Here is a 12,549-nt window from a genome sequence, read left to right on the forward strand (position 1 = left end):
GTTCCGCCGCCGACCGGCGCGGGCCGAGGCGTCCCGGACACGCCCTAGACTCCGGTCATGCCAGTCACTTCCCGCGCGGCGCGTCAGGTGGCCACCCTCAGCCTGGTGTTCGGCGTGGTCCTGCTGACGGGAGCCGCCACCGGCGCCTGGGGCGAGCCCGGTACGACGCCGGGTCCGCCGTCGGCCGACACCGCCCGGCCCGCCGCCGCGACCATCGGCGCGGGCCAGGACCCGGCTGGCGCCGACCTCTCCGAGCAGCAGGCCGAGCACCTGATCGGCGCCACCGGCGACCGCTGGGGCGCGTACTACAGCGCCCAGGAGTACGCCGAGTTCAGCCAGGGCCTGGACGGCCGCTACCTCGGCGTGGGTCTGTCGGTGGGCCGCGGCGAGGACGGCGTCACCACCGTCTCCCAGGTGCGGTCCGCCGGTCCCGCCGCCGAGGCCGGGATCGCGGTCGGCGACCGGCTGCTGCGGATCGGTGACGACCAGGCGGACCGGCTGCCGGTCACCGAGGTGGTCGCCCGGCTGCGCGGACGCGAGGGCGCCGAGCGGCAGCCCGGCTCGGAGGTCGTGCTGGCGGTGCGGCGCGAGGAGGGGGAGGAGCGCGAGGTCCGGCTGCGCCGGGCGCTGCTGGACACCCAGCAGGTGACCGTCGAGCACCTGGCCGGCGGAGTGGTGCGGATCGCGGTGCGCGCCTTCACCTCCGGCGTGAGCGAGCAGGTGCGCGCCGCCGCGCGCGACGCGCGGGCCGGCGTGGTGCTCGACCTGCGCGGCAACTCCGGCGGGCTGGTCGACGAGGCCGCCGACACCGCCGGGGTGTTCCTGGACGGCGGCCCGGTCGGCTCGTACCAGGACCGTGGGGGCACCCGGGAGCTGACCGCCCCGCCCGGCGGCGATCAGCGCACCCCGCTGGTGGTGCTGGTCGACGGCGGCACCATGAGCGCCGCTGAACTGCTCACCGGAGCCCTCCAGGACCGCGGCCGGGCCGTGGTGGTGGGCGGGCGCACCTTCGGCAAGGGCACCGTCCAGCAGCCCAGCCGGCTCGCCGACGGCGCGGTGCTGGAACTGACCGTCGGCCGCTACTACACCCCGGCCGGCCGCTCCCCGGAGGGCACCGGACTGGCCCCGGACGTCCCGGCGGGCGCCTCCGAGGACGCCGCCGCGCTCGCCCTGCGGGTGCTGGAGGGTCTCGGCAGCCGCGCGTAAAGGGGCTGCCCGGCACCGGGCGGAGGTGCGAGAATGACCGCGCTATGGCAAAGGAAACCGGACACAAGCTGATCGCGCAGAACAAGAAGGCGCGACACGAGTACACCATCCTCGACACCTATGAGTGCGGTCTCGTGCTCACCGGCACGGAGGTGAAGTCACTGCGCGAGGGGCGGGCCAACCTGGTCGACGGCTACGCCTACATCCAGAACCACGAGGCGTGGATCGACAACGTCTTCATCCCCGAGTACACCCAGGGGACGTGGACCAACCACGCGGCCCGGCGCAAGCGCAAGCTGCTGCTGCACAAGCTGGAGATCCGCAAGATCGAGACGACGGTCCGGGACGCCGGCCACACCCTCGTCCCGCTCTCGCTGTACTTCAAGGACGGCCGGGTGAAGCTCGAACTGGCGCTCGCGGTCGGCAAGAAGCTGTACGACAAGCGGCAGACCCTGCGGGAGAAGCAGGACACCCGCGAGACGGCCCGCGCCGTCGCGGCCGCCCGGCGACGCCAGCGTTAATCGGCTGGACCCTTGCTGGCAGCCTCGCGTACCATGGGGCCCAGCACCACGGACGGGTGACCGTTCGCGCTGTTTCTCAAAAAAACATGGGGATGATCGGTTTCGACAGGGGATGTTGAAACAGGGGAAGCGAGCCGAGGAACGCGGCAATGATCTCGTTAACCACGTGTCGCAAAAAAATAATCGCCAACTCTAAGCGCGATTCCCAGCAGTTCGCTCTCGCTGCCTAATAAGCACCGATAGCGCTTGGGTGTCAGACCGGGGGGTTCCCGACCCGGACCCTGGCATAATCTAGGGAACTCAACCGTCCGCCCGGGCTGCGGGGGTGGATGGGAAATCAAACAGCAGCTGGGCCTGTTGGCGGCTTGTCCGTGTGACCGCCAGGGCCGAGAAAAGCACAGCGGACTGCGCTCGGAGAAGCCCTGAATTGACTCCACTGGACCCGGGTTCGATTCCCGGCATCTCCACCACCCCATGTTCACAGAGTGAAGGCCGTCCACCGCGTTGCGGAGGGCGGCCTTCACGTTTCCCTCGGCCGGGGCGTAGGATCGTCCGTCCGCTCGTTTCCCGGAGCCGGATTCCGCCGCAACCACCGAGGCCATGCAGAGCAACACGGACACCAGCACCATGGACACCACCGCCACCGACCACGAGACCGTGCGCGAGCGCGAGATCGCCGGTGAGCAGCGCCACCTCGACACCGTCTACCACCGGCTGGAGGAGAAGCTCGCCGAAGCCGAGTACATCCTGGAGGACGCCGCCAAGCGGGTGCAGGTCGGCACCCCCGGCGCGCTCGCCGAGCGCGACGCCCAGGTCTACCGGGCCGGCGCGCACCTCCAGCGGCTCAACAACGAGTTCGAGGACTTCCTGTTCGGCCGCATCGACCTGCAGCGGCCCGACGCCCCGGAGGAGCACGGCATCCCCTCCAACACCCCGCTCGACCCGGCCGACCCGGCCGTCTCCGAGACCCTGCACATCGGCCGGCTCGGGGTGCTGGACGCGGAGTACGGCCCGCTGGTGATCGACTGGCGGGCCCCGGCCGCGGCGCCGTTCTACCGGTCCACCCCGCTGGAGCCCGGCCGGGTGATCCGCCGCCGGGTGATCCGCTCCAAGGGCCGCCGGGTGATCGGCGTCGAGGACGACCTGCTGCGCCCCGACCTCACCCCCACCCTGGACGGCCGGGAGCTGGCGGTGGTCGGCGACGGCGCGCTGATGGCCTCGCTCGGCCGTGCCCGCAGCCACTCGATGCGCGACATCGTCTCCTCCATCCAGAAGGAGCAGGACGAGGTGATCCGCGCCGCCGCGGCCGGTGCGACCCTGGTCACCGGCGGCCCCGGCACCGGCAAGACCGCCGTCGCGCTGCACCGGGCGGCCTTCCTGCTCTACCAGGACCGCCGCCGCTACGCCGGGGGCATCCTGGTGGTCTCGCCGACCCCGCTGCTGGTCTCCTACACCGAGGGCGTGCTGCCCTCGCTCGGCGAGGAGGGCCAGGTCGCCATCCGCGCGGTCGGCTCGCTGGTCGACGGCATCGAGGCCGGCACCTACGACACCCCGGAGGCGGCCCGGATCAAGGGCTCGGCCAGGATGGTCCAGCTGCTGCGCCGGGCCGCCCGGGCCGCGCTGGAGCTGGGCGCGCCGCAGGAGCTCAAGGTGGTCGCCCGCGGCGAGGTGCTCAAGCTGGACGCAGGCCGGCTCAAGGCGGTGCGCGGCAACGTCATCGGCTCCGGCGGCACCCCGCTCAACCTGCTGCGCCCGCGCGCCCGCCGGCTGCTGCTGGACGCGCTCTGGCAGCAGGCCACCCGCCACCTGCCGAGGCCCGCCGACCACTACGCCCGCGAGCAGCGCCAGGAGGAGAAGGAGTCCTTCGACGAGTACGTCTCGGACGAGGCGCCGTTCCTGGACTTCCTGGACGCCTGGTGGCCCGCGGTCACCCCGCGCCGGGTGCTCGGCACCCTGCGGCAGGCCCGGCACATCAACCGGATCGCCCGCCGTGCGGTCACCCCGGACGAGGCGAAGCTGCTGGCCGGCTCCTGGCGGCACCTGTCGGAGCGCGGCGAGGGCGCGCTGTCGGCGCACGACGTGGCGCTGGTGGACGAGCTGCAGCTGCTGCTCGGTGAGCCGACCCGGCCCAAGGTCCGCGAGGTGGACGCGGTGGACCTGCTGAGCGGTCTGGAGGAGGTCACCACCTTCGCCGACCGGTCCGCCCGGCAGCGCGAGAGGGTCCCGGTCGAGCGCGTGGAGTACGCGCACGTGATCGTCGATGAGGCGCAGGACCTCACCCCGATGCAGTGGCGGATGATCGGCCGCCGGTCCCGGATGGCCACCTGGACCATCGTCGGCGACCCGGCGCAGTCCTCCTGGCCGTTCCCCGAGGAGGCGCAGGCCGCGCTGGACGAGGTGCTGTCCGGCAAGCCCCGCCGCCGCTTCACGCTGACCGTGAACTACCGCAACCCCGCCGAGATCGCGGAGGTGGCGGCCAAGGTGCTGGCGCTGGCCGCGCCGGGCACGCCGTCGCCGAGCGCGGTGCGGCGGGTGGGCGTCGAGCCGCGTTTCGCGGCCGTCACCGACCCGTCGCCCGAGGCGTTCGGCGCGGCCGCGCGGGCCGAGCTGGAGCGGCTGCTGGGCGAGGTGGACGGCACGGTGGCCGTGGTGGTGCCGATGGACCGGCGGGCCGAGGCGGCGGGCTGGGCCGAGGGGCTGGGCGAGCGAGTGGTGGCGCTGGGCAGCCTGGAGGCCAAGGGCCTGGAGTACGACGCGACCGTGGTGGCCGACCCGACCGGGATCGCCGGGGAGTCGGAGGCGGGCCTGCGGGTGCTGTACGTGGCGCTGACCCGGGCGACCCAGCGGCTGACCGTGTTGTCCGGTCCGGACGACCTGCCGGACGCGGCCGGCGTGCCCGCGCTGCTGCACGACTGACCGGCGGGCGGCGGCACGGCTGACGGTCCGTACGGCCGGCCCGCCCGGGCCGGCCGTACGCCGTCACGGTCCGCGACCACGGCGAAGGCCCCCCACCCGGTGGGTGAGGGGCCTTCAGTGGCTACGACACCGACCCGCCATGCTCGCCTCGCGGCAAGTGGTCCCTCGAAGGGACGAAGGTTGGGCCCGGGGGCTTGGATCGAGCCGGTGTCCCGTCCAATGTAACGCATCGGGCGGCAGAGGCAAGAAGTTGTCGGATCCGCACACTCAATGAACGTTATTTCTGACTATGCCCCGGTAGGTGCGACCATCGATGTCTAGCATGCGCTGGCGAGGGACATCAACAATCTGTTGACCTCGTGGACGGACGGAAGAAGGAACGTCGATGGCGACGGTGCCCAGTGTCTCGAACTCGATCACGGTGCGGCTGGAGGTGCCGGCCAGAGGCAACGCCGTCAGCGCGATCACCACGGCGGTGGAGTCCTCCGGCGGCTCGGTGACCGGCCTCGACGTGACCGCCTCCGGGCTGGAGGCGCTGCGCATCGACGTGACGGTGGCCGCCGCCTCGGTGGCGCACGGTGAGGAGATCGTCGAGAAGCTCCGGGCGATCGACGGCGTCAGCATCGGCAAGGTCTCGGACCGTACCTTCCTGATGCACCTCGGCGGCAAGATCGAGATGTCCTCGAAGCTGCCGATCCGCAACCGCGACGACCTCTCGATGATCTACACCCCGGGTGTCGCCCGGGTCTGCATGGCGATCGCCGAGAACCCCGAGGACGCCCGCCGCCTCACCATCAAGCGCAACAGCGTCGCGGTGGTCACCGACGGCTCCGCCGTACTGGGCCTGGGCAACATCGGCCCGGCCGCCGCGCTGCCGGTCATGGAGGGCAAGGCGGCCCTGTTCAAGCGCTTCGCGGGCATCGACGCCTGGCCGATCTGCCTGGACACCCAGGACACCGACGAGATCGTGGCCATCGTCAAGGCGATCGCCCCGGGCTTCGCGGGCATCAACCTGGAGGACATCTCCGCGCCGCGCTGCTTCGAGATCGAGGCCCGGCTGCGCGAGGCCCTGGACATCCCGGTCTTCCACGACGACCAGCACGGCACCGCGATCGTGGTGCTGGCGGCGCTGATGAACGCGCTCAAGGTGGTCGGCAAGGAGATCGGCGACATCCGGGTGGTGATGTCGGGCGCGGGCGCCGCGGGCACCGCGATCCTCAAGCTGCTGATGGCGGCCGGTGTCGAGCACGCCACCGTGGCGGACGTGCGCGGCGTGGTCCACGAGGGCCGTGACGACCTCAACGACAGCCTGCGCTGGATCGCCGAGCACACCAACCGCTCGGGCCGCACCGGCACCCTCAAGGAGGCCGTGGCCGGCGCCGACGTCTTCATCGGGGTCTCCGCCCCGAACGTGCTGGACGGCGACGACCTGGCCACCATGGCGAAGGACGCGATCGTCTTCGCGCTCGCCAACCCGGACCCGGAGGTCGACCCGGCGGTGGCCCGGCAGACCGCCGCGGTGGTGGCCACCGGCCGCAGCGACTTCCCGAACCAGATCAACAACGTGCTGGTCTTCCCCGGTGTCTTCCGCGGCCTGCTGGACGCCCAGAGCCGCACCGTCAACACCGAGATGATGATCGCCGCCGCGCGGGCCCTGGCGGCCACCGTCGGCGACGACGAGCGCAACCCGAACTACATCATCCCCAGCGTGTTCCACAAGGACGTCGCCAAGACCGTCGCGGCCGCCGTCCGGGAGGCCGCGCTGGCCGCCGCCTCGGAGGAGCCCGCGCCCTCGCGGCCGACCCCGGGCATCGTCGGCACGCTCGACACCGCCTCCTTCCCCGCGGTGAGGCTCTGACGCCGGAGCGCGCCGCGGGGCCCCTGCGCCGGGCCCGTGCGGCGGACGGCCGCGATGTGTCAAGGGTCGGTCAAATGGCCGATTAGCGGTCGTACCCGCCCCTTCCCGCCCCGAACCCTTGCGACACAAGGGCGAGGGGCGTGTTTGGGCTTGTCGGACCTAGGGCGTACGGTAGCCCTGCACGGGGCAGGCGTGTCCGACAAGTACGGAACGTCCCCCTGGCCTTCCGGCGCGTCCTCCCGACCGCCGCCCGCGCCCGGTCCGCCGGAGCCGACGGAGCGTCACACCTCCGGCGGGCGGGCGCTGTTCGGGTCGTGCCGCCGGTGCCCGATTGGCATTCTCGGGGCCGGTCGGGGCAGGATTCGTATCCGGGCAGGCGGGCGGGCCTTCGACGGCACGGCGCGCGGCACTGGGTGCGGACCCGGCTCGCGACCACGCATTGCCTGCATGAGCACAGTGTGCGGACCTGCGGCCCATCCGGGTGCCCCCGGTGGGAGCACCGATGGGCCCCCGCACACCGCAAGCGAACAGACCACAGGAGTACACATGAACCGCAGTGAGCTGGTGGCCGCGCTGTCCGAGCGCGCCGAGGTGACCCGCAAGGACGCCGACGCCGTTCTGGCCGCCTTCGCCGAGATCGTCGGCGAGGTCGTCGCCAAGGGCGACGAGAAGGTCACCATCCCCGGTTTCCTGACCTTCGAGCGCACCCACCGTGCCGCTCGCACCGCCCGCAACCCGCAGACCGGCGAGCCGATCCAGATCCCCGAGGGCTACAGCGCCAAGGTCAGCGCCGGCTCCAAGCTGAAGGAAGCCGCCAAGGGCGCCTGAACCACCCCTTGAACGCCCGGGAGGCCGGGTCCCCGTCCTGGGGGCCCGGCCTCCCGCCGTCGGCGGGGGCGCCGGTCAGGCGCTGACCAGCTCCTCGTCGGCCCGCTCGCTCGGCAGCTCGACCTGGGCGCCGAGGTCGCGCAGCTTGTCCATGAAGTTCTCGTAGCCGCGGTTGATCAGGTCGATGCCGTGCACGGTCGAGGTGCCCTCGGCCGCCAGCGCCGCGATCAGGTACGAGAAGCCGCCGCGCAGGTCCGGGATGACCAGCTCGGAGCCGATCAGCTTGGACGGGCCGGAGACCACCGCGGAGTGCAGGAAGTTGCGGGCGCCGAAGCGGCACGGCGTGGCGCCCAGGCACTCGCGGTAGAGCTGGATGTGCGCGCCCATCTGGTTGAGCGCGCCGGTGAAGCCCAGCCGCGACTCGTACACCGTCTCGTGCACGATGGACAGGCCGGTCGCCTGGGTCAGCGCGACCACCAGCGGCTGCTGCCAGTCGGTCTGGAAGCCGGGGTGCACGTCGGTCTCCAGGGCGATCGCCTTGAGCTCGCCGCCCGGGTGCCAGAACCGGATGCCCTCGTCGTCCACCTCGAAGGCGCCGCCGACCTTCCGGAAGGTGTTGAGGAAGGTCATCATCTCCAGCTGGCGGGCGCCGCGGACGTAGATGTCGCCCTTGGTGGCCAGTGCCGCGCAGGCCCAGGAGGCCGACTCCAGGCGGTCCGGCAGCGCCCGGTGGTTGTAGCCGTCCAGCTCGTCGACGCCGGTGATCAGGATGGTGCGGTCGGTGCCCAGGGTGATGATCGCACCCATCTTCTGCAGCACGCAGATGAGGTCGACGATCTCCGGCTCGATGGCCGCGTTGCGCAGCTCCGTGACGCCCTCGGCGAGCACCGCGGTGAGCAGCACCTGCTCGGTCGCGCCGACCGAGGGGTAGGGCAGCTCGATCCTGGTGCCGCGCAGGCGCTGCTGGGCGACCAGGTAGGTGCCCTGCGGGTGCTTCTCGATGGTGGCGCCGAACTGGCGCAGCACCTCGAAGTGGAAGTCGACCGGACGGCCGCCGATGTCGCAGCCGCCCAGGCCCGGGATGAAGGCGTGGCCCAGGCGGTGCAGCAGCGGGCCGCAGAAGAGGATCGGGATGCGCGAGGAACCGGCGTGCGCGTCGATGTCGGCGACGTTGGCGCTCTCCACGTGCGAGGGGTCGAGGATCAGCTCGCCGTCCTCGTCGCCGGTGCGCACGGTCACGCCGTGCAGCTGGAGCAGCCCGCGGACCACCTTGACGTCGCGGATGTCCGGGACGTTGCGCAGTCTGCTGGGGCCCTGCCCGAGCAGGGCGGCGACCATGGCCTTGGGCACCAGGTTCTTCGCACCGCGGACGCGGATCTCGCCTTCCAGCGGGTTTCCGCCGTGGACCAGCAGGACGTCGTCGGTCATCGTTCTCGCAATCCGGGGTGCCAGAGGGGTGGGTGGGGCTCGGCGACGAGCCATGCGGTGGAACGGTTGCACGGGCGCGTCGGGCCCCCGGCGTGACCGAATCGGCACCGTGGACGGGCGTCCACCATCAGTAGATGTTAGTGGTCGTGCCGATGGTTCCCGTGAGCCTCTCCCGTGATGGTGCTCTCCCCGGGCGTCGCGGCGCGCGCCGGTGCGTCCGTACGGGTGTTCGTGGCGCGTTCCCCGGCCCACCGGTTCTCGGGTGTCCGCCGCCGGGGGTTCTGCGGGATCATGTGGACATGACGGCGGCCCATTCGCACGGAGGCCGGTCCCACACCGGCCGTCTGCTCGTCGCGACGCCCGTGCTCACCGATCCGAACTTCGCCCGGGCGGTGGTGCTCCTCCTCGACCACGACGCCGAGGGGGCGCTCGGCGTCGTGCTGAACCGGCCGACGCCGGTCGAGGTCGGCAGCGTGCTGGACGGCTGGGGCGTGCTGGTCGGCCGGCCCTCGGTGGTGTTCCAGGGCGGGCCGGTGGCCCTGGACTCGGCGCTCGGCCTGGCGGTGGCGCCGGGCGAGCCGGGCAGCGGGGAGCCGCTCGGCTGGCGGCGGGTGCACGGCGCGATCGGCCTGGTGGACCTGGAGGCGCCGCCCGAGGTGCTGGCCGGCGAGCTCGGCGCGCTGCGGATCTTCGCGGGGTACGCGGGCTGGGCGCCGGGGCAGCTGGAGGCGGAGATCTCCAGCGGCGCCTGGTACCTGGTGGACTGCGAGCCGGGGGACATCTCCAGCCCCGAGCCGGAGCGGCTCTGGCGCGGGGTGCTGCGCCGCCAGCGCGGGCCGCTGGCCCTGCTGGCGAGCTATCCGGACGACCCGACCCTCAACTGAGGGGGCCGGGGGCGGTGTGCGCGGACGCGACGGCGGCGGGCCGCCGCGACACTGGCCCGGTTTCGCGGGGCGCCCATAGACTTGGCACCCATGAGCACTCTTGAGCCCGAGCGCGGCCTCGGCACCGGCACCCTGGTCGAGCCCGTCCCGCAGGTGTCCCACGGGGACGGCGACCACGAGCGCTTCGCGCACTACGTCCAGAAGGACAAGATCATGGAGAGCGCCCTCTCCGGATCCCCCGTGGTGGCGCTCTGCGGCAAGGTGTGGGTGCCCGGGCGCGACCCGAAGAAGTACCCGGTCTGCCCGATGTGCAAGGAGATCTACGACGGCATCGGCAAGCCGCAGGGCGGCGACGACAAGGGCAAGTAGGCCGTTCCGCTTCCCGCACCACCGTTTTGCATAGCACCGCGATTGCCGGGTGGTCTATGCCGGTCGTCGGGGCCGGGGGAGGATGGCGCAATGGACCTCATTCCCGCCCCCGTGAGTTCCGTCCGCCTCCCGGACCAGGACTTCCCGCTCGACCGGACGACCACCCTGACCGCACCGCCGGAGCTGGCCGGGGCCGAACGGTGGCTGCGCTCCTCGCTGACCGCCGCCACCGGCCTGCCGCTCGCCCCAGGGCGGCCCGGTGAGGGCGTCGAACTGGTCCACGACGGCACGCTGGCCGCCGAGGCGTACCGGATCTCGGTGCGCCCCGGCCACGCCGTGCTCACCGCCGGCGGACCGGCCGGCGCGCTCTGGGGCGCCCAGACGCTGCGCCGGCTGCTCGGCCCGGACGCCTACCGGCGCGCCCCGCTGCGCTCGGAGTGGGTGCTGCCCGGCGTGGACGTCGAGGACGCGCCCCGGTTCGGCTGGCGCGGCGCGCTGCTGGACGTCGCCCGGCACTTCCTGCCCAAGTCCGACGTACTGCGCTTCATCGACCAGCTGTCCGCGCACAAGCTCAACGTCCTGCACCTGCACCTGACCGACGACCAGGGCTGGCGGGTGGAGATCAAGCGCTACCCGCTGCTGACCGGGAAGGGCGCCTGGCGCGAGCGCTCGATGGTCGGCTACCGGGCCGGCCAGCGCCGTGACGACCGCCCGCACGGCGGTTTCTACACCCAGGCGGACCTGCGCGAGATCGTCGCCTACGCGGCCGAGCGGGGCGTCACGGTGGTGCCCGAGATCGAGCTGCCCGGCCACACCCAGGCCGTCGTGGCCGCCTACCCCGAGCTGGGCAACACCGACGTCGTGGACACCTCGGACCTCGGCGTGTGGACCGACTGGGGCGTCAGCCACAACGTGCTCAACCCGTCCGAGGCCACCCTGCGGTTCTTCGAGGGGGTGCTGGAGGAGGTCCTGGAGCTCTTCCCGTCCGAGTTCATCCACCTCGGCGGCGACGAGTGCCCCAAGGAGCAGTGGAAGGACAGCGCCGCCGCGCAGACGCGGATGCGCGAGCTGGGCCTGTCCAACGAGGACGAGCTGCAGAGCCACATCATCCGGCACTTCGACCGCTGGCTGGCCGAGCGCGGCCGGCGGCTGATCGGCTGGGACGAGATCCTGGAGGGCGGCCTGGCCCCCGGCGCCGCCGTGTCGTCCTGGCGCGGCTACGCCGGCGGGATCGCCGCCGCGCAGGCCGGGCACGACGTGGTGATGTGTCCGGAGCAGCACGTCTACCTCGACCACCGGCAGGCGCCGGGCGAGGACGAGCCGATCCCGGTCGGCTTCGTGCGCACCCTGGAGGACGTCTACCGGTTCGAGCCGGTGCCGCCCCAGCTCGACGAGACCGCGGCCCGCCGGGTGATCGGCACCCAGGCGAACGTGTGGAGCGAGTTCATGCACAGCGCCCGGGACATCGACTACCGGGTCTTCCCCCGGCTCGCGGCCTTCGCCGAGGTCGCCTGGTCGGCGCTGCCCACCGACCCGGCCGCGCGCGACTTCGCGGGCTTCGAGCGGCGGATGGCGGCCCACCTGGAGGTGCTGGACGCGCTCGGCGTCGAGTACCGCCCGGCCGCGGGGCCGCACCCCTGGCAGACCTGGCCCGGTGTGCTGGGCCGGCCGATCGAGGGGCTGCCGCCGGTGGTCTGACGGCGCGCCGGTGGGACGGACGGACGACCGCTCGGGAACTTCCGAGCGGTCGTCGGACGTCAAGAACAGATGAACATCCGACCCGGTCCGGCGCGGACCTGGTCGGATACCGCCCGGTATAGGTCCCAATCGGGCAGTACCGTTCGCCTGTCCCGAAATGATCATCGAGCATTGTGTGCCAGAGTTGCCCAACCCGGCCCGATCGCCCGTACCCTACGGGCCAGGCCGGACTGCCGGAGCGGACACCCGGTCCAGGGCCGCGGGCGGCAGGCGATCGATGAGCAAGTGGAGCACGGTGGGACCCAGGTGAACCGGACGATCATGCTGCCGGCCTCCCTCGACGAGGCCGTCGAAGCGCTGGCCGCTCACCCGGCCGCGGTACCGGTGGCCGGCGCCACCGACCTGATGGAGGCCGTCAACGCCGGACGCCTCCGCCCCGCCTCCCTGGTCGGCCTCGGCCGGATCACCGAACTGCGCGGCTGGCGCTACGAGGACGGCGGCACCGCCGTGCTCGGCGCCGGGCTCACCCACGCCCGGATGGACCGCCCCGACTTCGCCGCGCTCATCCCCGCGCTCGCCGACGCGGCCCGCACCGCCGGCCCGCCGCAGGTGCGCAACGTCGGCACCCTCGGCGGCAACATCGCCACCGCCGCCCCGGCCGGCGACACCCTCCCGGTGCTCGCCGCGCTGGAGGCCAGCGTCACCCTCGCCCGGGCCGGCGCCACCCGCGAGGTCCCGGTCAGCCATCTGCTCACCGGCCTCGACCCGCTGCGCCCCGGCGAGCTGCTCACCTGGGTGCGCGTCCCGCTGCTGCACGCCCCGCAGGTCTTCCTGAAGGCCA

At 72.7% G+C, this 12,549-nt stretch carries 10 protein-coding genes and 1 other RNA gene; 10 read left to right on the top strand and 1 reads right to left on the bottom strand.

What is annotated here, in order from left to right:
- Window positions 1-57: 57 nt before the first annotated feature.
- The 6 genes from ABD308_RS03110 (at window position 58) to ABD308_RS03135 (ending at window position 7,329) form a co-directional block, all read left to right on the top strand.
- Window positions 58-1,206: a S41 family peptidase gene (locus ABD308_RS03110; protein WP_344325134.1), complete on the top strand. Its 1,149-nt coding sequence runs from the start codon at window positions 58-60 to the stop codon at window positions 1,204-1,206.
- A 44-nt stretch (window positions 1,207-1,250) separates the two neighbouring features.
- Window positions 1,251-1,727, top strand: coding sequence for an SsrA-binding protein SmpB (smpB, locus tag ABD308_RS03115; RefSeq protein WP_344325137.1), 477 nt, complete (start codon window positions 1,251-1,253; stop codon window positions 1,725-1,727).
- 88 nt (window positions 1,728-1,815) lie between these two features.
- Window positions 1,816-2,197, top strand: a transfer-messenger RNA (tmRNA) gene (gene ssrA / locus ABD308_RS03120).
- Window positions 2,198-2,327: 130 nt separating this feature from the next.
- Window positions 2,328-4,643, top strand: a complete 2,316-nt coding sequence (locus ABD308_RS03125; protein WP_344325141.1) for a HelD family protein — start codon at window positions 2,328-2,330, stop codon at window positions 4,641-4,643.
- 385 nt (window positions 4,644-5,028) lie between these two features.
- Window positions 5,029-6,501: an NAD-dependent malic enzyme gene (locus ABD308_RS03130; RefSeq protein ID WP_344325147.1), complete on the top strand. Its 1,473-nt coding sequence runs from the start codon at window positions 5,029-5,031 to the stop codon at window positions 6,499-6,501.
- A gap of 546 nt (window positions 6,502-7,047) precedes the next feature.
- The gene (locus tag ABD308_RS03135) at window positions 7,048-7,329 is read left to right on the top strand and encodes an HU family DNA-binding protein (RefSeq protein WP_030308200.1); all 282 of its coding nucleotides are present in this window, start codon (window positions 7,048-7,050) and stop codon (window positions 7,327-7,329) included.
- 75 nt (window positions 7,330-7,404) lie between these two features.
- Here the strand turns inward: ABD308_RS03135 and murA are convergent, their stop codons facing one another.
- The gene (gene murA / locus ABD308_RS03140) at window positions 7,405-8,757 is read right to left on the bottom strand and encodes a UDP-N-acetylglucosamine 1-carboxyvinyltransferase (RefSeq protein WP_344325158.1); all 1,353 of its coding nucleotides are present in this window, start codon (window positions 8,755-8,757) and stop codon (window positions 7,405-7,407) included.
- 299 nt (window positions 8,758-9,056) lie between these two features.
- On the opposite strand from murA, the gene ABD308_RS03145 reads away from it, so the two are divergent.
- The 4 genes from ABD308_RS03145 to ABD308_RS03160 form a co-directional block, all read left to right on the top strand.
- Window positions 9,057-9,641: a YqgE/AlgH family protein gene (locus tag ABD308_RS03145; protein ID WP_344325163.1), complete on the top strand. Its 585-nt coding sequence runs from the start codon at window positions 9,057-9,059 to the stop codon at window positions 9,639-9,641.
- Window positions 9,642-9,731: 90 nt separating this feature from the next.
- Window positions 9,732-10,010 (top strand): DUF3039 domain-containing protein, encoded by a 279-nt coding sequence (locus ABD308_RS03150; protein WP_344325167.1) that lies wholly within the window; start codon window positions 9,732-9,734, stop codon window positions 10,008-10,010.
- A gap of 90 nt (window positions 10,011-10,100) precedes the next feature.
- A complete protein-coding gene (locus ABD308_RS03155) occupies window positions 10,101-11,708 on the top strand; it encodes a beta-N-acetylhexosaminidase (RefSeq protein WP_344325172.1) in 1,608 nt (535 codons plus the stop codon).
- Between the two features lie 321 nt (window positions 11,709-12,029).
- Window positions 12,030-12,549 (top strand): FAD binding domain-containing protein (locus ABD308_RS03160; protein ID WP_344325193.1); only part of this gene is annotated, 520 nt, incomplete at its 3' end.

Source organism: Kitasatospora putterlickiae, assembly GCF_039527695.1.
In the GTDB taxonomy this organism is placed as follows: Bacteria; Actinomycetota; Actinomycetes; order Streptomycetales; family Streptomycetaceae; genus Kitasatospora; species Kitasatospora putterlickiae.

What these genes read in the sequence shown, in the direction of transcription:
- ABD308_RS03150 (WP_344325167.1), top strand. Translation starts at nt 9,732, where the DNA reads ATGAGCACTCTTGAGCCCGAGCGCGGCCTCGGCACCGGCACCCTGGTC.
- ABD308_RS03130 (WP_344325147.1), top strand. Translation starts at nt 5,029, where the DNA reads ATGGCGACGGTGCCCAGTGTCTCGAACTCGATCACGGTGCGGCTGGAG.
- smpB (WP_344325137.1), top strand. Translation starts at nt 1,251, where the DNA reads ATGGCAAAGGAAACCGGACACAAGCTGATCGCGCAGAACAAGAAGGCG.
- ABD308_RS03135 (WP_030308200.1), top strand. Translation starts at nt 7,048, where the DNA reads ATGAACCGCAGTGAGCTGGTGGCCGCGCTGTCCGAGCGCGCCGAGGTG.
- ABD308_RS03110 (WP_344325134.1), top strand. Translation starts at nt 58, where the DNA reads ATGCCAGTCACTTCCCGCGCGGCGCGTCAGGTGGCCACCCTCAGCCTG.
- murA (WP_344325158.1), bottom strand. Translation starts at nt 8,757, where the DNA reads ATGACCGACGACGTCCTGCTGGTCCACGGCGGAAACCCGCTGGAAGGC.
- ABD308_RS03125 (WP_344325141.1), top strand. Translation starts at nt 2,328, where the DNA reads ATGCAGAGCAACACGGACACCAGCACCATGGACACCACCGCCACCGAC.
- ABD308_RS03145 (WP_344325163.1), top strand. Translation starts at nt 9,057, where the DNA reads ATGACGGCGGCCCATTCGCACGGAGGCCGGTCCCACACCGGCCGTCTG.
- ABD308_RS03155 (WP_344325172.1), top strand. Translation starts at nt 10,101, where the DNA reads ATGGACCTCATTCCCGCCCCCGTGAGTTCCGTCCGCCTCCCGGACCAG.